This is a genomic window from Citrobacter sp. Cb023, assembly GCF_030336805.1.
Lineage (GTDB): Bacteria > Pseudomonadota > Gammaproteobacteria > Enterobacterales > Enterobacteriaceae > Citrobacter > Citrobacter braakii.
Window position 1 is genome coordinate 81,675 of sequence record NZ_JAOWCV010000038.1, and the last position, 21,094, is coordinate 102,768.

Here is a 21,094-nt window from a genome sequence, read left to right on the forward strand (position 1 = left end):
GACCCGTTATTGGGCGTAGCGAAGTGCATCAATCATCAGCGCAAATGCGGGCGGGTGCTGCTTACGGCTCGGGTAGTAGAGATAATAGCCGGGAAAAGATGGACACCAGTCCTGCAGAACCTGAATAAGCTCTCCTGACTTTATATAATCCTGCACCCTGTCTTCAGGCATACAGGCAATGCCAAAACCGGATAAAGCAGCATCAATCCTTTCTGCCTGCTGATTAAACGTTACCTGCCCTTCCACTCTGACCCGTAACGGTTTCCCTTCCTTCTCAAACTCCCAGTGATAAAGCCCACCGGCAGTCGGCAGGCGCATATTGATGCACCGATGATTTTGTAGCTCGTGCGGCGTTTCAGGTGCAGGGTTTGCCGCGAAGTAAGACGGTGCTCCCACCACGGCCATGCGCATGTCCGGGCCAATTCTTACAGCAACCATATCCTTATCCACGCTTTCGCCCAGGCGGATCCCGGCATCAAAACGGCCCTCAACAATATCGACAAAGCCGTTATCAACCACCAGTTCGAGATTAATTTCCGGATATTCCCTGAGGAAAGGTTTTAACTTTGGCCATACCAGACTTCGCGCGGCATGCTCCCCAGCAGATAAGCGGATATTGCCGGAGGCAGTGCCGTTCAGTTGAACCAGCGATTCCAGCTCCTGTTCAAGATCGGCAATACGCGGTTCAAGGCAGGCAATAATTCTCTCACCGGCCTCTGTAGGGGCAACGCTTCGGGTCGTACGGGTCAGAAGGCGGATATTGAGCCTTTCCTCCAGCGCCTTCATCGCATGGCTGAGTGCAGACTGAGATACACCCAGTTTGCCCGCTGCTTTGGTAAAACTTCGCTCCCTTGCCACCACCAGAAAGATTTGCAGTTCGTTGAAGTTTTCTTTGAGCATCGGCGATTTCCTTATGGTGGCATTCCCTTCATCGCGCACTCATGAAGGGTGTTCATAGACACAATCATTTTAGCCCTATTACTGACAATAATGATAATTGATATTCTGGCTGTAGAGAAAATAAGTCTGAATTATCAGAAGGTTTATCATGAAAATACTCATTGCAGGCGCGACCGGAAGTATTGGTCTTCATGTCGTGAATACCGCTATCGAAATGGGCCATCAGCCCGTGGCGCTGGTCAGAAATAAACGGAAAGTAAAATTACTTCCGCGTGGAACGGATGTTTTTTACGGCGATGTTTCAATGCCTGAAACACTTACCAATTTGCCGAAAGATATTGATGCCATCATCTTCACTCTCGGTTCCGATGGCCAGGGGCGTATTGGCGCCAGAGCGATAGATTACGGCGGTGTGCGTAACATTTTACGACTCTTCAGGGATACACCTGTACGCATCGGTTTAATGACCACGATTGGCGTGACTGAACGACTCAGTACCTGGAATCAACGCACTGAGGTTCATGACTGGAAAAGACGTGCCGAACGTCTGGTCAGAGCGAGTGGTCACCCCTATACCATCGTCAGACCCGGCTGGTTTGATTACAACAATGATGATGAACACAGAATCGTTTTGCTCCAGGGGGATCGTCGCCATGCAGGAACACCAGAAGATGGTGTGATATCAAGGCAGCAAATCGCCCAGGTTCTGGTCAGTGTCCTGACTAACGAGGCGGCAAAAAATAAAACGTTTGAGCTGGTGACCGAACGAGGCGAAGCACCGCGGGATCTTACTCCACTGTTTGCAGACCTGCAGGCTGATGATCCACAAAAAAATGATGGCGTTTTAGATATAGACAATATGCCTCTGTGTGAAGAACCTGAGTGCATTATTAACGAGCTGAACCGCACGGGGTTGCTGAAATCTATAAATAAATCATAAGCATCCCGACAAGGCTTTATCATCACCCTCTTATAATGCGCGTTAATTTATGTTCAGAACAGAAGACATCATCGATGAGATAACCCGAGCGATTGATTTAAACTTACACAAATCGCTGAAGGTAAGTTCAGCGTATCGATGGTCAGGCATGCTTCAGCCAGTTCCGGAATATTTGCGCTTGCAGTATTCCCTGAAAATCAATCAGCCCTGAGCAACCAAGTTTCTTGATCAGATTCTGCCTGGCCTGGTAAATGGTTTTTAAGTGTAGATTTAACATGGCAGATATCTCAAAAACAGTTCGCCCCTCCCCTAGCTGCGTTAAAATATATTTATCTCGCGCAGTCAAGGAGATATTGAGTTCCGATTGATGCTCGTGCTTTCCACCAGCACGAGTAATATCAATAATAAATTGCTTGATTGAGGCAACATCGCTATCTACTGGCAGTCTGTAAAGTGAGATGTCATTGAGATACTGATACAGATGGCCATCAATCAGCAGCACCAGACGATATGTATTCAGATCGTAATTTTGCTTTTTTACCGCGTCAAAGTGATTAGCGGTGAAGAAAACAAATCGCGCCTTGTCATCTTCAAAAACGATATCTGCAAGGATATTCTTTAACCCTTGCCTGATATAGATATCATCAATCCATAAAACTGCGTTTCCAGCATGTTCCTGCACGATGTTCATCATTATGACCTCAACGAAAAATCACCATTGACCTCACCGGGCTGCGAAGTTTTATCGAGTTGAAGATGTGCCAGAATCTGTGAATAGAGATCGGTCAGTATCACATTCTTCTCATTCTTCAACTGCGTGCTGAATGCCTGAATAAGAACATCATTACTGATACAACCCTGTTTTAACATGACATTACGCTCTATATCCTTATACAAAGCGCAGCGGAAAATAAAATCTTCCGGAATTGAATTAGCCATATCAACTCCATAATATGCAGTCATAAAAATAAGAGGATGCTATGTATAGTCTTAATCCAAACAGCGAAGCGACAGAACTTACATCATACAATAATTGTGCTGTGTATTTATATTAATGTGCTATCTCATTAGACGTCATCAGCCGTATAACGTAACACTATTTCCAGGGTTTTTCTGATAATGTCTGCCTTGACAACGTCAGTTGTTGACTCCAGCGAACTAATCAGGCTTAAAATGATGTTTTTATTATTAACATTATCACCTGCCAGAATTACATTTGTTACCGCCTGCCCCAATACCACTGACTCATCTGCTAATAGTTCACCTGCATTATGGAAGTAACTTGATAAAGCTTTATCCGTCATTACACTGTGGACATTAATTTCATGAAGCATGGTAACCTCGCTTGTATAGTCTGGAGAATTATCTTTAATGTAATTTAGGGTTTTTGCTGGCACTGAAAGCACTCTCATCTCTCGTTTTTTCCGGTTTTCTGCTTATCTTCCCCGGATTAACATTTGTGAAATCATTGATAACGCTGTCAATTAATTGTTTACGTGTACCATCCATTTCACTGGCATGCATAAGCCGCAATTGCTTAATCAGTGCAGCTAACGAAACGTCTTTATGCATTCGCAAAATTTCTAGCACAGCCAAACCTGTAATTTCATGTTTCAAGCGTTCACTGTCAGGTTTCTTCATAACTCCTTCACTACTTACCCATTATCATAGTAGGGCTTTATTTTATTCGAAAAGCAGGCCGATTAACGCATTGTAATGTTTCTGTTCATTCTCACCTGAGGCATTTTCAAGACGGTGCAGAAGTTTGGTACACAGTGATTTGCGACTGAGATTGCGCCCATCTTTTAGTATCTCAGTCACGATTTCGCCCAACGTTTCCTGTTGGGTTGGCAGATGCGCTTTAGCAAAGTAACGAGAAATCGCGCTTGCAGAATCAGTGCGAACGGTATGCTGCTGCATGGAGTGCTCCTGTAACAAAATGCTGGTGAATATTAAGTTTTATAACAGTAGCAAAGCTGTACCGAAAATGTGTACAACATAGCACGCTAATTTTTAGCAAAAAAGGCTAAATCAATTAAATCATGTAGTTACGATGGTTAAGATCTCCATGAAATTCAATTTCTTTGTACAAATCACTTTGTGTTATCAATGAAATTGATCTGTATTAGCCCGATTACTTGTAAAGACAAAGTTAGAATTATGTATTAAAATCAGGGCGTAACCTGGTTTGTCTGATACTGACCAGACCTCTTCTCCTTCCTTGATCCCGGACTGTCCATGCTCACGACCATTATTTACCGTAGCCATCTACGTGAAGACGCCCCTCTCAAAGCGCTTGAGGATATGGTGACAGCCGCAAATATCAAAAACAGGCGATCAGATGTTACGGGGATCTTACTCTTTAACGGCCATCACTTTTTCCAACTGCTTGAAGGCCCAGAGGAGCAGGTAAAAGAGATCTATCGTTGTATTTGTAACGACCCCCGGCACCACAATATCGTTGAACTGATGTGTGATTACGCGCCTGCGAGAAGATTCGGAAATGTAGGGATGGAGTTATTTGATTTACAAAAACATGAACGGAATGACGTCCTGCAAGCTGTACTCAATAAGGGTACGTCCAAATTTCAGCTCACGTATGATGACAGAGCATTACAGTTTTTCCGCACATTTGTCCTCGCCACGGAAAAATCGAGCTATTTTGAAATACCTGCGCCTGATTACTGGAGTTTTATAACCGACAATACCTGTACCATCCTGGATGAAAGCACACTCCCGTCAGATACAGATTTCAGCTTTGCTTTTCAACCAATTATCGATCCTATGTCACAGCGCGTCATTGCGCTTGAAGCCCTTATTCGCGGTAAAGACGGTGAAACACCCGCAACGTATTTTGACAAATTCAAACCTGAAGATGTGTATACCGCGGATCTGCAGAGCAAAAAGACTGCATTTGCAATGGCAAGCGCACTGGGTCTTAATCACAAAATGCTGTCGGTTAATCTGTTACCCATGACCCTGGTAAACAGACCCGATGCAGTCAGCTTTCTTATAAACGAAATCGCGGCGCATGGACTGGTGCCTGAACAAATCATTGTAGAGTTTACCGAAAGTGAAGTTATTTCGCGTTTTGATACGTTCGCGCAGGCCGTGAAGTCACTCAAGGCAGCGGGTATATGTGTGGCGATAGATCATTTCGGGGCAGGTTTTGCCGGGCTTCAACTTTTGTCTCGCTTTCAACCGGACCGAATTAAGATAAGCCGCGAACTCATCACTGATGTGCATAAAAGTGGACCACGGCAGGCCATCATTCAGGCCATAATCAAATGCTGCGCTTCACTGGAGATAATGATTTCTGCGGTCGGCGTCGAAAAACCTGAAGAGTGGATGTGGCTTGAATCCGCGGGTATTGAGATCTTCCAGGGTAACCTGTTTGCAAGAGCCTGCCTGAATGGTACTCCGTCTGTCGCGTGGCCAGAGAAAAAATGATTTCTCAGCGTTATAATAATTAACGTATTGTTATTACACAATAATCCCGCCACCTCTTTTATGCTGAACATAAAAATTCAGCATTTACTCCCTACGTGATAGTAAAGTAAATCTTAATTTTGCTAGAATCCTATGTATGTTTTGTACAATTTGATGCATGTTGTACAAAGTAGCAGGAACCGCATATCGGTGACGGAGAATCATGAGTGTCTGGGGGAATTATGGCTTATTACAGCATTGGGGATGTCGCAGAACGTTGCGGGATAAATCCTGTCACCCTTCGGGCATGGCAACGACGTTACGGTTTACTCAAACCTCAACGCAGCGAAGGTGGCCACCGACTCTTTGATGAAGAGGATATTCAACGTATTGAAGAAATAAAACGTTGGATTAGCAGTGGCACACCCGTTGGCAAAGTTAAAGCATTGCTGGAAACCAGTACCCGTGAAACTGACGACGACTGGAATCAATTGCAAGAAGAGATGATGGGCATTCTTCGTATGGCGTATCCCCCGAAGCTGCGAGCCAAAATTATCGCACTCGGTCGCGCCTACCCCGTAGATGCGTTGATTGATCGCGTTTATCTTCCTGTGCGTCAGCGGTTGATACTTGACCATAATACATCCCGCATCATGAACAGTATGCTTGATGGCGCATTGATTGAATATGTAGCCACCCTGCTGTCTGAAACGCGCCGCAAATCAGGGAAAGATGCCATCCTGATGGCCTGGGATGTTGAAGACCGAACCCGTTTATGGCTCGAAGCCTGGCGTTTATCGCAATCGGGCTGGCATATTGCCGTGCTTGCTGAACCCATTGAATCGCCAAGACCTGAACTCTTCCCCGGGCAAACGCTTTTTGTCTGGACTGGTATTACGCCAACCCGCAGACAAAATGAACTTCTACAACACTGGAACGAACAAGGTTATAAAGTCATTTTTCACAGCCCGTAACCAACATGTATCGCAGTAATGAGCTGAGTAAGATAAATCTTACTAATTCTCATTTTTTGGGTGGTTATTTTGAATGCCATCCAATGAATCTGTGTTCCCTACCCGCCTGACTTAATGTCCGCAGTAGCATAAAAACACAACAATATACTCACCCGTGGGTATTATTTTTTTGCAAACGACATCACCTTTTTCCTAAGTAAAATTTATTAGATCAACTGGCGCACGCCTAATACTTATTCTAGGGTTAAACCATGTCTTCTTGTACCACATTATTGTTTTTCTAAAGTAATAAATGTGGTTATTTGAAAAAGGTAAAGGATATGGCTCTAGTCTTAGACAAACGCTTAATTCTTTGTTGCTGCGCCTTTTCCATTATTCCCGTGGCAAATGCAGCAACCGTTAACGGAACATTTCAGGTACTGATGACGATTCAAAAGGCCTGTACCGTGACTGCCGGTTCGGCTTCAAATATCACGCTTGGGCCGGTGAATACCACGGCAACAAATACCAATGCAAGCAACACGATTTCGATTAATTGCTCAAAAACCACGCCCTATTTTATCGGCCTGGCGCCGTCGGCCGCCAATGGGGGGACGACGACGGGCTCAGGCGCCATGTCCTCCGTGGCTAACGCTGCCACCAATACCGATAAAGTGCCCTACCAGCTAAATCGAACATCAGCAACAGGTCCGGTGTGGGGGAACACCGCCACCGACACCGCGCCTGGAAACGGCGTAGCGGCGACAGGGACCGGGCTGGTGCAAACGTTTACGGTTTATGCCACCGCACCGAGCGCCAACTTCACTCCTGACGACTATGCCGACACGGTAACGGTTAACGTTAACTACTAACTTCAGGAAGCCACATGAGAGTAAAACTGCCTGTTCAGCAGTGTGCCTGCGCATGCCTGTTAGGGATGGTTGCGAGCCTCAACCCTGCCGCCGCCAGCGGACTGCAAATCGCCCCGGTCACGTTAACTTTGCTCGCGACGCAAAATGCCGATGGTATCTGGCTTAGTAATGCGGGTGAAAACGCGCTCAATGCCCAGGTTCGGGTTTTTCGCTGGAGCCAGAGCGCTTACGGCGACAAACTTTCCCCCTCTCAGGGGCTGGTCATTAGCCCGCCGATGCTGGCATTAGCCCCTGGAGAACGTCAGTTGATTCGCGTTATTCGGACCGGCCCACCTTCGGCACATGCTGAAGACGCTTATCGGTTATCGATAGATGAGTTACCGCCTGCAAAAGTAGAAAAAAATAAGCTTCAGTTTGTGCTGCATTATTCCGTCCCCGTTTTCATTCAACCAACATCAGCGGCGCAAACGCAGGCAAAATTGCAATGGAAATTACAACAGCTTGATGGCAAAAAATTTATTGAAGTGAGTAACCAGGGAAATGGGCATGCACAATTATCTGCTGCAACATTTATAAGCCCTGACGGTGCTAAAAAAGTTATTACGCCCGGACTGTTAGGCTACGTTTTACCCGGCTCAACAATGCGCTGGATAGTCTCCCCGTCGGCCAGTAATACTCATGATGGCGGGAAAGTTGAAGTCACAATCAATGGCCAAAAAACAGTACAAGATCTGTAACAGATCCTGGCTTCTGGTGAAATATTGCTTTCTCAATGGAGTATTAATATCGGGAATGGTTTGCGCACAAACGCTGAATAATAACCAGAGCGAAGATGGTGTTATTAAAGGCGCAGCGCAGCTCGTGGGGGTCAATTTGTATCTCGACGTCACCTTAAATGGGAATCCCGTTGGGCTGGTGCATTTGGGTTACGATAATGGAAAGCTCTATGCAGGGGCAGATACCCTGCGAAAAATGGGCTTTCGCTTTGCGCCTGACGCCACTCACGCCGTCTGCCTGAACGATATCCCCGAGCTAACCATTGACTATAACGTTCAGTTGCAAACGCTTTCGCTTACTGCGCCACTCAGTTCACTCGATCTTGCGACCACGCAGCTTAACTCCCCCGTGGAGACCGCGCCGACGGCGACAACATCACGCGGAGCGCTGCTCAATTACGATATCTATACCCAACAGGGGGATGAAAGCGCAATAAATACCTTCAGCGAATTCCGCGCTTTCAATGCTGCAGGCGTGCTCAGCACCACCCAGTTGACGCAGTATTCCACCGAGGAAAATGCGGATAACAGCGTTGAGCGACTCGATACCAGCTGGCGTACGTCATTTCCCGAAACGATGCTGGCGGTAACCGTTGGCGATACCCTGACCAGTTCACTTATCTGGTCCCGACCGACGCGTATCGGCGGCATTCAGATAGGAACCGATTTTGGTTTGCGGCCCTATATGCCAACCACCCCGCTCCCTGCATATCTTGGCTCCGCGACGTTGCCGTCAAACGTTGAGCTGTACGTCGACGGCGTCAGGTACTACAACGGAGAAGTCCCCGCGGGTAGCTTTCAGATCAACACAATGCCGAACATCAGCGGCGCGGGAACGGGTCAGGTAATGATGACGGATGCGCTGGGCAGAACGAGCGTACAAAATTTCTCGTTCTACAACGATCAGCAACTCCTGCTGGAAGGATTAACTGCCTGGTCTGCAGAATTGGGTACGGTACGCGAAAACTATGGTTACTCCTCTTTTGATTATGCCAGCGCACCGGTACTGAGCGGTACATGGCGTCGGGGGTTTAGCAATACGTTCACCGCCGGGACTCACGCTGAAACCAGCGATGGACTGATTAACGCGGGCTTCAGTAACGACTGGATCCCAGGCACCCGCAGCGGCACGTTTTCGACCTCAGTTGCCGCAAGTACCGACGCAGGAAAGAACGGTTTTCTGTACAGTTTTGGTTATCGTTGGTCCGGCGAACGGTTTAATTTCAGTACCAGTACGACGGCCACTTCCGGCGATTATCGTGATGTCGCCACCCATTATGGCGAGCCGCCACCGACGCTTAACAGCAATACGGTCATTGGCTATTCGCTGGAAGCTGCCGGTAATGTCAGCCTGAGTTACCTGCAGTTTCGTTATCCGCACGAAAATGCGGTGCGCTACGCCAACGCCAGCTGGTTCAAATCGATTACCGACAACATTTCACTGAATGCCGGATTCAACCAAAACATCGACGATAACCGCGATCGCAGTCTCTATCTGATGGTGACAATGACCACTGATAACAATCTCAGTGCCAGCAGCACCCTACAACGCACCAATGATGAGACCGGCTACCAGCTCAACGCCAGCCTGACGCCTCCTGCCGACGGCGGTTGGGGCTGGAATCTGGCCGCCAGTCAGCAGGCTTCCCGGCAAAGCGGTCAGGGAGAAGTGGGATATCTGGGTCGTTATGGTAAAGCGTACGCGGGATTCAGCCGTTTACCGGATAACCATTACGGCTACGCAGGCGCCACCGGATCGCTTGTTACCATGGGAGGCGGCCTGTTTGCAGCACGAGAAATCAACAATGGCTTTGCCGTCGTATCAACTGACGGCGTTCCTGACGTCCCGATTAAATTACAAAATAACCTGATTGGTCGCAGCGACGACCAGGGGCTATTGCTGGTCACGCCGCTGAACAGTTATCAAAAAAACCTGATCAGTATTGACCCTATGGATCTCCCCGCCAATATGCGGATCGCACGCGTTGAGACGAATGCAACGCCTGCCGATCGTTCCGGTACATTGGTTAGCTTTGGCATTACCCCGGTACGCGCTGCGCAGGTCATCCTCGTCGACAATCAGGGTAAACCCATTCCCGAAGGCAGCATGGCATACGCCATCAGCGGAGCAGGACAATCGTCTGTCGTTGGTTTTGATGGGATGACCTGGTTCGACACGCTGGAACAGCACAACGCGCTACGCGTTGAGACAGACACCGGCAGTTGTCGCGTGCAATTTGACTATCCCGCTTCCGCAAAGGGGATTGTGCAAATAGGTCCACTGGTTTGCCGGCCATACTGACAGGAGTGCGCACATGAGGTTAAGGCATCTGTTACTCATCGCAGCCGTACTCTTTTGTCCGGCGATTAGCCATGCCGTAACCTGTTCGGTGAGCAATGTACAACCCATAAATTTGGGCTCAGTCAATCCGCTGTCTGCGACAGGCGCAACGTCATCAATGACGTTCAACTACACCTGCACCAAAGAGCTTGGCGACGCGCTGGCAGGGATCAACCTCTGTTTTAATATTGGCGCCTCAGCCGTCAGTGGCCAGGTGACACCCCGAAATATGTCATTAAACGGAACACCTGCCAGAACGCTGGCATACCAGCTTTACCAGGATGCCGGACACACCAAAGTCTGGGGGAGTCAGTATCAGTCGGGAACAACTTTTCCAATGGTACAGCTTAACCTGCTGAATCTGACGCCAGTGACGGGCTCACTCACGGTATCAGCGCAGATTGTCACGCCACAAACCTCAGCGGTCCCCGGAAGCTATCAGGATAGCTATACGGCGGCGACAGCCCTTGTCACCCTCAATCCTGGATTGCTTTTCCCGCCGACCACCTGTGGCGATACCGTTGCCGCCAGGCTGCCCTTCACCGTATCGGCGACGGTCAGCAAACAGTGCAATATCACCTCTGCAACCAATATTAGCTTTGCGCCCGCCGGGGCGACCGGGCGTAACCTAACGGCTTCAAATACCGTGGGCGTAGCATGTTCCAATAACACGCCTTACACCATCGGACTTCAGCCCTCTAACGGCAATACGGCAGGCAGCGGCGTGATGGCCGGCACGGGGTCAAATACGGACAAGGTCCCCTACCAGCTTAGCTCGACGCCAGGGCCGTCCGGAACGGTTTGGGGCAATTCATCGCTCAATACTGTCGCGGGCAACGGTACGGGAACCACCACCACCTACCCGGTTTACGCCACCGTTCCCAGCGCGAACTACACGCCTGACAACTATGCTGATACCGTTACCATCGCCGTGACCTACTGACCCCAGCTTAATCGCAATAAAGCAAATACATTTTATTATCATATTATTTACTTTTAGAGGTGCGTCATAAATCTGACAAATTGCGATTTTTATAAATCATGCATATTAAATTACCCAGCCAGCAAAATTACCGAAATATCAGCACAATCAGAGAATAACTATTCACCTCTCGGCCAAAGCCCACACGCTTCATGCCGATAAACCGTGTTAGCCGGACAGGCCATTCTATGAAATAAATGTTAAATTTAGGTTCATATGGTGTGATTCACTGTATACCACGGCCAAATTAAGAACATATTACTTTTATAACTAAGGTTTATCATGGATAAGTTATCTTACGCTTCAGATAGCAGCACATCTGCCTGGAATACCTACCTGCAACAAATCGAGCGTGTGGCCCCTTACCTGGGCGAACTTTCCCATTGGGTGGATACCCTGCGCCACCCAAAACGCGCGCTGATTGTCGATATCCCGGTGCAGATGGATGACGGTACTATCCGTCATTTTGAAGGGTATCGCGTGCAACATAACCTCTCCCGCGGGCCGGGCAAAGGCGGTGTGCGTTATCATCCTGATGTTGATCTTAATGAAGTGATGGCCCTGTCCGCATGGATGACCATCAAATGCGCAGCGTTGAACCTGCCGTACGGCGGTGCGAAAGGTGGCGTGCGCGTCGATCCGTTCTCGCTTTCCGAAGGTGAACTGGAGCGTTTAACCCGCCGTTATACCAGCGAAATCGGCATTATCATCGGGCCGCAGAAGGACATTCCTGCGCCGGATGTGGGGACTAACGGAAAAGTAATGGCCTGGATGATGGATACCTACTCCATGAACCACGGCACCACCGTGACCAGCGTGGTCACCGGTAAACCTATTCACCTCGGCGGCTCGTTAGGCCGTGATAAAGCCACCGGTCGTGGTGTTTTCGTCAGCGGTCTGGAAGTGGCGCGTCGTGCCAACATCGACGTTGAAGGCGCTCGCGTAGCGGTGCAAGGTTTTGGTAACGTCGGCAGCGAAGCCGCCCGCCTGTTCGCGGCAGCAGGAGCACGCGTGGTCGCGATTCAGGATCACACCGCAACGCTGTTTAACTCAACGGGTATCGACATGGCCGCGTTGTCTGCCTGGCAACTGGAGCACAAACAGATTGCCGGTTTCCCGGGCGCTGAAACCATTGCCAGCGAAGCCTTCTGGAACCTGGAGATGGATATTCTGATCCCGGCCGCGCTCGAAGGCCAGATCACCCGTCACCGCGCGGAAACGCTGACCTGTAAACTGGTACTCGAAGGCGCTAACGGCCCAACCTATCCGGATGCCGACGACGTTCTGGCAAGCCGCGGTATCGTGGTTGTCCCAGACGTTGTTTGTAACGCCGGCGGCGTAACCGTCAGCTACTTCGAATGGGTTCAGGACATGGCTAGCTTCTTCTGGAGCGAAGAAGAGATTAACAATCGCATGGACAAAATCATGACCGATGCGATGGTACACGTGTGGGAAAAAGCGGCAGAGAAATCCTGCTCACTGCGTACGGCAGCCTACATTGTTGCCTGCGAACGCATTCTGCTGGCACGTAAAGATCGCGGAATTTATCCGGGCTAACGCCGAAATCGACCTTGCCTACAAACCACCTGCTCTGCAGGTGGTTTGTTTTCCATAAACACCCGTTAATCAGCTTCCCGGCCAAATACGGCCCAACCTCTCATTTTCGCTGTTTTATGCACCATGACGTTCCAATACGGAACATTATTATGTTGCTACGTTTCGTATTGAAACGTCCATTGCAGCAATTTTCTTTTGCCAACCCGTGTGCAAAATTACCTTATCGGCAGCGAGCAGTCGCCGTGGCGTTGTATAACCCGATACCCTACATCAGATGCCTGCCCGAATCTGGCAGCCATCCAGGACTGTCTGCGGAGCATAAATAATGAAAAAATTGATTAACCGTGTTGAAGACGTACTGACTGAACAACTCACCGGACTGGCGAAAGCGTATCCTTCCCTGGCACTGCATCAGGATCCGGTATATGTCACCCGCGCAGATGCGCCGGTAATGGGCAAAGTGGCGCTGCTTTCCGGCGGCGGCAGCGGACACGAGCCTATGCACTGCGGCTATATTGGTCAGGGCATGCTCTCTGGTGCCTGCCCGGGTGAAATTTTTACCTCACCCACGCCGGATAAAATGTTCGAATGCGCCATGCAAATTGATGGCGGCGAAGGCGTACTGCTGATCATCAAAAATTACACCGGCGATATTCTTAATTTCGAAACCGCCACCGAGCTGTTGCATGAAAGCGGCGTCAAAGTCACCACCATGGTAGTGGATGACGACGTGGCGGTGAAAGACAGTCTGTATACCGCCGGTCGTCGTGGTGTGGCGAATACCGTATTGATCGAAAAACTGGTCGGCGCTGCCGCTGAACGCGGTGACTCACTGGAAGTTTGTGCGGCGCTGGGTCGTAAACTGAATAACCAGGGCCACTCCATTGGGATAGCCATTGGCGCCTGTACCGTTCCGGCCGCCGGACAACCGTCGTTCACGTTGCAGGATAACGAAATGGAGTTTGGCGTGGGTATCCACGGGGAACCGGGCATTGACCGCCGCACCTTCACTTCCCTCGATCAGACCGTTGATGAAATGTTCGATACCCTGCTGGAAAACGGCAACTACAGCCGTACGCTCCGCCACTGGGACAACGTTCAGGGCGCGTGGCAGGAAGGCAAAGAAAGCAAACGCGCGTTGCAAAGCGGCGATCGCGTCATTGCCCTAGTCAATAATCTCGGTGCGACGCCGCTGTCAGAACTCTTCGGCGTGTATAACCGCCTCGAAAGCCGTTGCCAGGACGCCGGCATCGTCATTGAGCGCAACCTGATCGGTTCTTACTGTACCTCTCTGGATATGACCGGCTTCTCAATCACCCTGTTACAGGTGGATGACGACACGCTGAGCTTATGGGATGCACCGGTTCACACCCCTGCTCTCAACTGGGGTAAATAAGGAGATACATGATGTCCCTCAACAGAACACAAATTGTTAACTGGCTCTATCGCTGCGGTGAGATCTTCACCACCGAAAGTGATTTCCTCACCGGTCTTGATCGGGAAATTGGTGATGCCGACCACGGTCTGAACATGCACCGCGGCTTTAGCAAAGTCGTCGAAAAGCTGCCGTCCATCGCCGATAAAGACATTGGTTTTATTTTGAAAAACACCGGCATGGTGCTGCTCTCAAGCGTCGGGGGGGCCAGCGGTCCACTGTTTGGTACCTTTTTTATCCGCGCCGCCCAGGTGACCCAGGCTCATCAAAGCCTGACGCTTGAGGAGTTGTATCAAATGATTCGTGATGGCGCAGAAGGTGTGATTAGCCGCGGTAAAGCTGAACCTGGCGACAAAACCATGTGCGATGTCTGGCTGCCGGTAGTGGAATCTTTACGCCAATCCTGCGAGCAAAAGCTGAGCGTACAGGCGGCGCTGGAAGCGGCAAGCCAACAAGCGGAAGCAGCAGCGCAAAGCACCATCACCATGCAGGCCCGCAAAGGCCGCGCCAGCTATCTCGGTGAGCGCAGCATTGGGCATCAGGATCCCGGGGCAACGTCCGTAATGTTTATGATGCAAATGCTGGCTCAGGCGTCCAGAGAGTAAGGATAAAGCGATGGTAAACCTGGTTATTGTTTCTCACAGCGCCCAGTTGGGCGAAGGCGTCGGCGCGCTAGCCCGGCAGATGTTAATGGGTGATGGTTGCAAAATCGCTATTGCCGCAGGCATTGACGATCCTGAGAATCCGATTGGTACCGATCCTATCAAGGTGATGGAAGCCATTGAGTCCGTGGCCGATACGGATCACGTGCTGGTGATGATGGATATCGGTAGCGCGCTATTGAGTGCGGAAACCGCGCTGGAACTGCTCGATCCGGCCATTGCCGCCAAAGTACGTTTGTGCGCCGCGCCGCTGGTCGAAGGCACGCTCGCCGCAACGGTTAGCGCTGCTGCAGGTGCTGACATTGAGCGGGTCATCTGTGATGCCATGAACGCCCTCGACGCCAAATGTGAGCAACTGGGTTTACCTTCGCCATCTGCAGCAAAGCCGACATCCGCCGAATTCGCGCCCGATGCAGATGCTCATTCAGTGGCCATTGTGGTGAAAAACCCAAACGGCATTCATGTGCGTCCGGCTTCACGGCTGGTTTCCACGCTGTCTGGCTTTAACGCCGATATGTGGCTCGAGAAAAATGGCAAGTGCGTCGTCCCTGATAGCCTGAATCAGATTGCCCTGCTGCAGGTACGCTGTAACGACACGCTGCGCCTGATTGCCAAGGGCGAACAGGCAGAGGATGCGCTGGCCGCATTCAAACAGCTGGCGGCTGAGAATTTTGGTGAATCGCTCGAGCCCGCGCATGCTGATACCGTAGTGACGAAGGTTCCCTCACAGGTCACGGGGACGGCATTCTGTTACACACCGTTCTCACCACAGGTAAGCCAACAGCCTGTAGCCTCACTCCAGATTGAGCAGCAACGGTTACGGGTCGCTATCCAAAGCACGCTGAACGACTTAAGCGAGCTAACCGCGCTTGCAGAAGAGAGATATTCCGCAGATATCGCCGCTATTTTCTCCGGTCACCACACACTGTTGGACGATCCGGATCTGTTCGATATGGCCTGTGATCTAATGCGTGAAACGCAGTGCAGCGCGGCCTGGGCCTGGCATCAGGTGCTGAGCGATCTCAGCCAGCAGTATTTACAGCTCGACGATCCTTACCTGCAGGCGCGATACATCGATATTGAAGATTTGTTGTCTCGTTCACTGCAGTATTTAACGGGAGAGACTGCACAAATTCCCGCGTTCATCCGCCCCACTATTTTGGTCGCGGAGGTCATCTATCCATCTACGGTGCTGCAACTCGATCCGAAGACCATCAAAGGCATCTGCCTGCGGGACGGGAGCGAAGCGTCCCACCCGGCGATTATCGCCCGTGCAATGGGGTTATGTTGGTTGTGTCAGCAAGGCGAGGCCATCGAGAGTATCACGATGGGTGATACCCTGACCCTTGACAGCGTGGCCCAGCGGATAACCCGCGCGGGCTGATGTCGGTTGCACGCCCTTTGCCGACAAAGGGTGTGCATCTTTTCGATTCGCGTCGGGAAATGTCTGTTTATTCGCAAAATGGGGCGTCGATCACGCGCAACGGTCGATCCTGAACTAAGGTTTTCTCATGGTAAATGCCGCTGCTTCGGCACACCCTAAGGAGATTAACCGATGATAACGCCTGCAACTCGCCATCCAGGCCTGCTCTCTGTTGCAATAAAACTGACGCTCGCAAGCACCTTTTTTGCCCTTTCCTCTTTTGCCGTCAACGCCGAGGACGCGCCAACCGCAACGCCTCAGCCGCCTGATATTTTGCTTGGCCCACTGTTTAACGATGTACAAACGGCCAAACTGTTTCCTGACCAGAAAACCTTTGCTGACGCCGTCCCTAACAGCGATCCATTAATGATCCTTGCCGATTACCGGATGCAGAAAAATCAGTCCGGATTCGACTTACGTCATTTTGTGGAAGTGAATTTCACCTTGCCGAAAGCTGGCGAGAAATACGTCCCTCCAGCCGGGCAATCGCTGCGCGAGCATATTGACGGACTGTGGCCGGTACTCACTCGTTCGACAACCGACGCTGAAAAATGGGACTCTCTGCTGCCGCTCCCGGAGCCGTATGTCGTGCCTGGCGGGCGTTTTCGCGAAATATATTATTGGGACAGCTATTTCACCATGCTGGGGCTTGCCGAGAGCAATCACTGGGATAAGGTCTCCGACATGGTGGCAAACTTCGCTTACGAGATTGATGCCTGGGGACACATTCCTAACGGCAACCGCACCTACTATCTGAGCCGTTCTCAACCGCCATTCTTTGCCTTTATGGTGGAACTGCTGGCGCAGCATGACGGGGATGACGCGCTGAAAAAATACCTCCCGCAGATGCTCAAAGAATACACCTACTGGATGGAAGGCGTCGAAACGCTCCAGCCCGGTCAGCAGAATAAGCGCGTGGTTAAACTGGATGACGGCACCATTTTGAATCGCTACTGGGATGACCGCGATACGCCGCGGCCAGAGTCCTGGGTGGAGGATATCGCCACAGCGAAAAGCAATCCGAACCGACCGGCCACAGAAATCTACCGCGACCTGCGTTCTGCCGCCGCGTCGGGTTGGGACTTTAGTTCCCGCTGGATGGATAACCCCAATCAACTAGGCACCCTGCGCACCATCAGCATCGTTCCGGTCGATCTCAATGCGTTGATGTACAAAATGGAAAAGATGATCGCCCTCGCCAGCAAGGCCGCCGGGGATAATGCCAAAGCTGCACAATATGAAGGCTTCGCTAATGCCCGACAAAAAGGGATCGAAAAGCACCTGTGGAACGACAAAGAAGGCTGGTATGCCGATTACGATCTGAAGAGCCACAAAGTACGTAACCAACTCACGGCCGCCGCCTTGTTCCCGTTGTATGTCAATGCAGCAGCAAAAGATCGCGCCAGTAAAGTGGCCGCGGCAACCCAGGCGCATTTGCTGCAACCCGGCGGCCTGGCCACCACGTCGGTGAAAAGCGGCCAGCAGTGGGATGCTCCCAACGGCTGGGCCCCGCTACAGTGGGTCGCCGCATCGGGATTACAGAATTACGGTCAGGATAACGTCGCCATGGACGTGACCTGGCGATTCCTCACCAACGTGCAGCACACCTACGATCGTGAGAAAAAGCTGGTTGAAAAGTATGACGTGAGTAGCACAGGCACTGGCGGAGGCGGCGGCGAATATCCGTTGCAGGATGGTTTTGGCTGGACCAACGGCGTAACGCTAAAAATGCTCGACCTGATCTGCGCCAAAGAAAAGCCCTGTGACAGCGTGCCCGCATCGCGCCCGGCCCCGGCAAGTACCACGCCAGTCGAGCCTAAAAAACAGGCTCAGCCGACGTCTTAATGCCGTCACCTGAAGCGTTTTACTCCCCGAATCCGCGCTGCGTCGCGGATTTTTTCTGGCTTATATTTCGCCATTCCTGTTGTCTCTACGCCATCTAGCCCTTATGGGGTATTCCGGGTTTTCATCCGTGAGAAATTGATTCTGAACATGTTTTTATTCGCTATATATGTAAATATATAGCGATTTTATCACCTTCAGGATAACAATTATGCCACTGACAAGACGGATGTTTGCCCAGCTTGTGGCATCTGCACTGCTGCTACGCCATCTTCCCGCCTTGGCTCAAACGCCGCTAACCGTTGCCGTTGGAGGCCACCCAGCGCCAGAGGCGGCCCAACGCGTGGTCAGCGCAGGCGCACCCGCCGACATGCTGCTGCTGGCCGTCGCGCCGGAAAAACTGGTTGGGTTTTCATCCTTTGATTTTTCTCGTCAGACCGCCATCCCGTTTCACGAAGACATTCGGGCTTTACCGAAACTGGGCAAGCTGGCGGGACGCGCCAGCACACTCTCGCTTGAAGCGCTACTGGCGCTTAAACCCGACCTGGTGATTGACTGCGGCAATGCCGATGAAACCTGGCTTTCTCAGGCCAGACAAGTGAATGCGCAAACGCAAATTCCCTGGCTGCTGATTAATGGCGAACTGCGGCTCAGCCCGCAACAGCTACTCGCGGCAGGTGAAGCGCTGGGAGTCGCAACACGGGCCAGGACTCAGGCCAAACTGGCCCAGCGTTTTATTGATGAAGCCCTCGCGTTTTCACACTCTCCCGCAGCAAAGCTGCGTTTTTATGCCGCGCGCGGCGCCCGCGGACTTGAAACAGGATTACAAGGTTCATTGCATACCGAAGCGGCAGAACTACTGGGATTACACAATGTGGCGCAAATTCCTGGGCTGCACGGGCTGGCGCAGGTTTCAATGGAAAACCTGTTGAGCTGGCAGCCCGATATTATTCTGGTACAGGATGCGATTACGGCACAGTACCTGCGAGAAGATCCCGTCTGGCAAGGAGTCAAAGCGGTTGCCGATCGGCGCATTCTGTTTCTCAGCGGCCTGCCGTTTGGCTGGCTGGACGCGCCTCCCGGCATCAATCGTTTGCTGGGGTTACGCCGTCTGCATGCCTGGCTTGATCCACAGGTTGAAGCGGGCTTTAAAACCGATATGCAGCGCTACAGTGAACTGTTCTGGCACACCACGTTAAGCGACGCACAGTATCAACAACTGGTGAGCGTCTGATGAAAACATCTACCCTCGGTTTTCTGATGATTACGACGGTGGTGCTTTGCGCGAGCATCGCCGCGGTGTCGGGTGCTTATCGCCTCGATGCACAACAGGTCGTGGATCTTATTGCGGGCAGGGATGGCGTCCCGATGCAGGACAAAATCGTCTTCTGGCAAATCCGACTGCCGCGCATTCTGGCTGCATTGTTACTCGGCGCAGCGCTGGCTGGCGCAGGAACCACTTATCAGGGAATGTTCCGTAACCCACTGGTTTCGCCGGATATCCTCGGCGTGGCGGCCGGTGCCGGTTTGGGCGCCTGTACGGCAATCCTGCTGGGGCTACCAATCCTGTTTATTCAGCTGTATGCGTTCACTGGCGGTTTGTTAGTGGTCGCCGGTGTCTGGCTGATTACCCGGCGAGTCAAGCGTCACGATCCGGTGTTAACACTGGTGCTGGTCGGGATTGCGCTGGGTACGGTCTGCGGTGCGGGAATTTCGCTCATCAAAACGCTGGCCGACCCGTATACCCAACTTCCGTCGATCACCTTCTGGCTGCTCGGCGGTTTATCGACAATTACTCTGCACGATCTGTGGTTCTCAGCACCGCTGATCCTTGCTGGACTGGTCCCGTTATTGCTGTTGCGCTGGCGCATGAACCTGCTCACCCTGTCGGATGATGAAGCCCGATCGCTTGGGATCAACGTCTCCCGACTGCGGCTGGGACTGATCGTCTGCGCAACGTTAGTCACCGCCTGTACCGTCGCCATTGCCGGCATTATCGGCTGGATTGGACTGGTGGTGCCGCACATCGGCAGACTCCTCAGCGGGAATAACCACCAGCAGTTATTGCCGGTGTCCATGGGGATCGGCGCCATTTTACTCCTGCTCACCGACACCCTCGCCCGCACGCTGAGCCGCACGGAAATCCCGCTGGGGATCCTGACTGCATTTATTGGCGCACCGTTCTTTTTGCTGCTTTTGCTGCGGGGAAACCGCCCATGACGCTATTACTCGTGCGCCACGCGTCGCTGGGATACCACAGTAAACAACCCGTGTTACGTGATATCTCCTTTCAGGTTTCGCCCGGTTCTGTCTGTTGTCTGATTGGTGCTAACGGCAGCGGTAAAACCACCCTGATGCGCACCATTCTCGGCGTTCTTCCGCCGCTTCGCGGTGACATTCTGCTTGATGGCGTCGCAGTGAATCATCTCTGCGATCGGGAACGCGCCGCAGCCATCGCCTGGGTTCCTCAGGCGCACGACGGCGCGTTTGCCTTCACCGCCCTGGACATGGTGATGATGGGACTGGCCCCGCAACTGGCGGCATTTGCGGTTCCCGGCGCTAAAGAGCGTGAAATTGCGCATCAGCAACTGGCGATGCTGGAGATTTCTCACCTGGCACTTCGACGCTGGAACACCCTGAGCGGCGGCGAACGGCAACTGGTGTTGATCGCTCGCGCGCTGGCGCAACGTCCGCGTCTTTTATTGCTGGATGAACCCGCATCCAGCCTTGATTTTGGGCATCAAATCCGTCTGCTCGACACGCTGGTGACGCTGAAAAATTCCGGTATGGCCCTGCTGATGTCGACCCATCACCCGTTGCACGCCCGGGCAATCGCCGACAGCGTGGTACGGGTTGAACCAAACGGCGAGGTGTCGCAGGGTCTGCCTGAACATCAGCTCGCCGCCGACCGCCTGGCCGCGCTGTATCGCGTTACACCGTCACAAATTACCCACCATCTTTATGGTTCACTCAATTAAGGAA

Annotated in this window: 21 protein-coding genes; 15 read left to right on the top strand and 6 right to left on the bottom strand. The window is 51.6% G+C overall.

Annotation, left to right across the window (positions count from 1 at the left end):
* Positions 1-6: 6 nt before the first annotated feature.
* Positions 7-900 carry a LysR family transcriptional regulator gene (locus OGW44_RS13965; protein ID WP_016156764.1) on the bottom strand — a complete coding sequence of 298 codons (894 nt, stop codon included), beginning with the start codon at positions 898-900 and terminating at the stop codon, positions 7-9.
* 148 nt (positions 901-1,048) lie between these two features.
* Between OGW44_RS13965 and OGW44_RS13970 the strand changes: the two genes are divergently transcribed.
* Positions 1,049-1,840 carry an SDR family oxidoreductase gene (locus tag OGW44_RS13970; RefSeq protein ID WP_185654677.1) on the top strand — a complete coding sequence of 264 codons (792 nt, stop codon included), beginning with the start codon at positions 1,049-1,051 and terminating at the stop codon, positions 1,838-1,840.
* 142 nt (positions 1,841-1,982) lie between these two features.
* On the opposite strand, the gene OGW44_RS13975 is transcribed toward OGW44_RS13970, so the two are convergent.
* The 5 genes from OGW44_RS13975 to ycgZ all read right to left on the bottom strand — a co-directional run bounded on the left by OGW44_RS13975 (position 1,983) and on the right by ycgZ (position 3,760).
* Positions 1,983-2,534: a LuxR C-terminal-related transcriptional regulator gene (locus OGW44_RS13975; RefSeq protein WP_094761123.1), complete on the bottom strand. Its 552-nt coding sequence runs from the start codon at positions 2,532-2,534 to the stop codon at positions 1,983-1,985.
* The gene (locus tag OGW44_RS13980) at positions 2,534-2,779 is read right to left on the bottom strand and encodes a hypothetical protein (RefSeq protein WP_016156767.1); all 246 of its coding nucleotides are present in this window, start codon (positions 2,777-2,779) and stop codon (positions 2,534-2,536) included. The genes OGW44_RS13975 and OGW44_RS13980 overlap by 1 nt, the downstream gene beginning before the upstream one ends.
* A gap of 128 nt (positions 2,780-2,907) precedes the next feature.
* Positions 2,908-3,174, bottom strand: a complete 267-nt coding sequence (locus OGW44_RS13985) for a biofilm development regulator YmgB/AriR family protein (RefSeq protein ID WP_016153343.1) — start codon at positions 3,172-3,174, stop codon at positions 2,908-2,910.
* 34 nt (positions 3,175-3,208) lie between these two features.
* Entirely contained in the window at positions 3,209-3,481 is a 273-nt protein-coding gene (locus OGW44_RS13990) for a hypothetical protein (protein ID WP_016153344.1), read from the bottom strand.
* A 42-nt stretch (positions 3,482-3,523) separates the two neighbouring features.
* Complete coding sequence (gene ycgZ / locus OGW44_RS13995; protein ID WP_016153345.1) at positions 3,524-3,760, bottom strand: regulatory protein YcgZ; 237 nt, start codon at positions 3,758-3,760, stop codon at positions 3,524-3,526.
* 318 nt (positions 3,761-4,078) lie between these two features.
* Here ycgZ and OGW44_RS14000 point away from each other — a divergent pair, with 318 nt between their 5' ends.
* From OGW44_RS14000 to OGW44_RS14065, 14 genes are all read left to right on the top strand, one after another.
* Positions 4,079-5,290 (top strand): diguanylate phosphodiesterase, encoded by a 1,212-nt coding sequence (locus OGW44_RS14000; RefSeq protein ID WP_016156768.1) that lies wholly within the window; start codon positions 4,079-4,081, stop codon positions 5,288-5,290.
* Between the two features lie 221 nt (positions 5,291-5,511).
* A complete protein-coding gene (locus tag OGW44_RS14005; protein ID WP_032931597.1) occupies positions 5,512-6,243 on the top strand; it encodes a MerR family transcriptional regulator in 732 nt (243 codons plus the stop codon).
* 320 nt (positions 6,244-6,563) lie between these two features.
* Positions 6,564-7,094 carry a Csu type fimbrial protein gene (locus tag OGW44_RS14010; protein WP_016153348.1) on the top strand — a complete coding sequence of 177 codons (531 nt, stop codon included), beginning with the start codon at positions 6,564-6,566 and terminating at the stop codon, positions 7,092-7,094.
* Positions 7,095-7,108: 14 nt separating this feature from the next.
* On the top strand, positions 7,109-7,831 hold the full coding sequence (locus OGW44_RS14015) for a fimbrial biogenesis chaperone (protein ID WP_075848690.1): 723 nt from the start codon (positions 7,109-7,111) through the stop codon (positions 7,829-7,831).
* A gap of 55 nt (positions 7,832-7,886) precedes the next feature.
* Positions 7,887-10,172 (top strand): fimbria/pilus outer membrane usher protein, encoded by a 2,286-nt coding sequence (locus OGW44_RS14020; RefSeq protein WP_185654678.1) that lies wholly within the window; start codon positions 7,887-7,889, stop codon positions 10,170-10,172.
* A gap of 13 nt (positions 10,173-10,185) precedes the next feature.
* The gene (locus OGW44_RS14025; protein WP_016153351.1) at positions 10,186-11,154 is read left to right on the top strand and encodes a Csu type fimbrial protein; all 969 of its coding nucleotides are present in this window, start codon (positions 10,186-10,188) and stop codon (positions 11,152-11,154) included.
* A 321-nt stretch (positions 11,155-11,475) separates the two neighbouring features.
* Positions 11,476-12,750, top strand: a complete 1,275-nt coding sequence (locus OGW44_RS14030; RefSeq protein ID WP_185654679.1) for a Glu/Leu/Phe/Val family dehydrogenase — start codon at positions 11,476-11,478, stop codon at positions 12,748-12,750.
* 325 nt (positions 12,751-13,075) lie between these two features.
* Positions 13,076-14,146 carry a dihydroxyacetone kinase subunit DhaK gene (gene dhaK, locus OGW44_RS14035; RefSeq protein WP_047358282.1) on the top strand — a complete coding sequence of 357 codons (1,071 nt, stop codon included), beginning with the start codon at positions 13,076-13,078 and terminating at the stop codon, positions 14,144-14,146.
* Positions 14,147-14,157: 11 nt separating this feature from the next.
* Positions 14,158-14,790 (top strand): dihydroxyacetone kinase subunit DhaL, encoded by a 633-nt coding sequence (dhaL, locus tag OGW44_RS14040; RefSeq protein ID WP_016153354.1) that lies wholly within the window; start codon positions 14,158-14,160, stop codon positions 14,788-14,790.
* Between the two features lie 10 nt (positions 14,791-14,800).
* Positions 14,801-16,231, top strand: coding sequence for a dihydroxyacetone kinase phosphoryl donor subunit DhaM (gene dhaM / locus OGW44_RS14045; protein WP_101700541.1), 1,431 nt, complete (start codon positions 14,801-14,803; stop codon positions 16,229-16,231).
* 171 nt (positions 16,232-16,402) lie between these two features.
* A complete protein-coding gene (locus tag OGW44_RS14050; RefSeq protein WP_185654680.1) occupies positions 16,403-18,115 on the top strand; it encodes an alpha,alpha-trehalase in 1,713 nt (570 codons plus the stop codon).
* Positions 18,116-18,323: 208 nt separating this feature from the next.
* A complete protein-coding gene (locus OGW44_RS14055) occupies positions 18,324-19,346 on the top strand; it encodes an ABC transporter substrate-binding protein (RefSeq protein ID WP_185654681.1) in 1,023 nt (340 codons plus the stop codon).
* Between the two features lie 26 nt (positions 19,347-19,372).
* Entirely contained in the window at positions 19,373-20,332 is a 960-nt protein-coding gene (locus tag OGW44_RS14060) for a FecCD family ABC transporter permease (RefSeq protein WP_369707202.1), read from the top strand.
* Positions 20,329-21,090, top strand: a complete 762-nt coding sequence (locus OGW44_RS14065) for an ABC transporter ATP-binding protein (protein WP_016156775.1) — start codon at positions 20,329-20,331, stop codon at positions 21,088-21,090. The genes OGW44_RS14060 and OGW44_RS14065 overlap by 4 nt, the downstream gene beginning before the upstream one ends.
* The last annotated feature ends 4 nt before the right edge of the window (positions 21,091-21,094 follow it).

Bases quoted from the DNA above. Each gene is read 5' to 3' on its own strand.
- OGW44_RS13965 (WP_016156764.1), bottom strand. From the start codon at position 900: ATGCTCAAAGAAAACTTCAACGAACTGCAAATCTTTCTGGTGGTGGCA.
- OGW44_RS13970 (WP_185654677.1), top strand. From the start codon at position 1,049: ATGAAAATACTCATTGCAGGCGCGACCGGAAGTATTGGTCTTCATGTC.
- OGW44_RS13975 (WP_094761123.1), bottom strand. From the start codon at position 2,534: ATGATGAACATCGTGCAGGAACATGCTGGAAACGCAGTTTTATGGATT.
- OGW44_RS13980 (WP_016156767.1), bottom strand. From the start codon at position 2,779: ATGGCTAATTCAATTCCGGAAGATTTTATTTTCCGCTGCGCTTTGTAT.
- OGW44_RS13985 (WP_016153343.1), bottom strand. From the start codon at position 3,174: ATGCTTCATGAAATTAATGTCCACAGTGTAATGACGGATAAAGCTTTA.
- OGW44_RS13990 (WP_016153344.1), bottom strand. From the start codon at position 3,481: ATGAAGAAACCTGACAGTGAACGCTTGAAACATGAAATTACAGGTTTG.
- ycgZ (WP_016153345.1), bottom strand. From the start codon at position 3,760: ATGCAGCAGCATACCGTTCGCACTGATTCTGCAAGCGCGATTTCTCGT.
- OGW44_RS14000 (WP_016156768.1), top strand. From the start codon at position 4,079: ATGCTCACGACCATTATTTACCGTAGCCATCTACGTGAAGACGCCCCT.
- OGW44_RS14005 (WP_032931597.1), top strand. From the start codon at position 5,512: ATGGCTTATTACAGCATTGGGGATGTCGCAGAACGTTGCGGGATAAAT.
- OGW44_RS14010 (WP_016153348.1), top strand. From the start codon at position 6,564: ATGGCTCTAGTCTTAGACAAACGCTTAATTCTTTGTTGCTGCGCCTTT.
- OGW44_RS14015 (WP_075848690.1), top strand. From the start codon at position 7,109: ATGAGAGTAAAACTGCCTGTTCAGCAGTGTGCCTGCGCATGCCTGTTA.
- OGW44_RS14020 (WP_185654678.1), top strand. From the start codon at position 7,887: ATGGTTTGCGCACAAACGCTGAATAATAACCAGAGCGAAGATGGTGTT.
- OGW44_RS14025 (WP_016153351.1), top strand. From the start codon at position 10,186: ATGAGGTTAAGGCATCTGTTACTCATCGCAGCCGTACTCTTTTGTCCG.
- OGW44_RS14030 (WP_185654679.1), top strand. From the start codon at position 11,476: ATGGATAAGTTATCTTACGCTTCAGATAGCAGCACATCTGCCTGGAAT.
- dhaK (WP_047358282.1), top strand. From the start codon at position 13,076: ATGAAAAAATTGATTAACCGTGTTGAAGACGTACTGACTGAACAACTC.
- dhaL (WP_016153354.1), top strand. From the start codon at position 14,158: ATGTCCCTCAACAGAACACAAATTGTTAACTGGCTCTATCGCTGCGGT.
- dhaM (WP_101700541.1), top strand. From the start codon at position 14,801: ATGGTAAACCTGGTTATTGTTTCTCACAGCGCCCAGTTGGGCGAAGGC.
- OGW44_RS14050 (WP_185654680.1), top strand. From the start codon at position 16,403: ATGATAACGCCTGCAACTCGCCATCCAGGCCTGCTCTCTGTTGCAATA.
- OGW44_RS14055 (WP_185654681.1), top strand. From the start codon at position 18,324: ATGCCACTGACAAGACGGATGTTTGCCCAGCTTGTGGCATCTGCACTG.
- OGW44_RS14060 (WP_369707202.1), top strand. From the start codon at position 19,373: ATGATTACGACGGTGGTGCTTTGCGCGAGCATCGCCGCGGTGTCGGGT.
- OGW44_RS14065 (WP_016156775.1), top strand. From the start codon at position 20,329: ATGACGCTATTACTCGTGCGCCACGCGTCGCTGGGATACCACAGTAAA.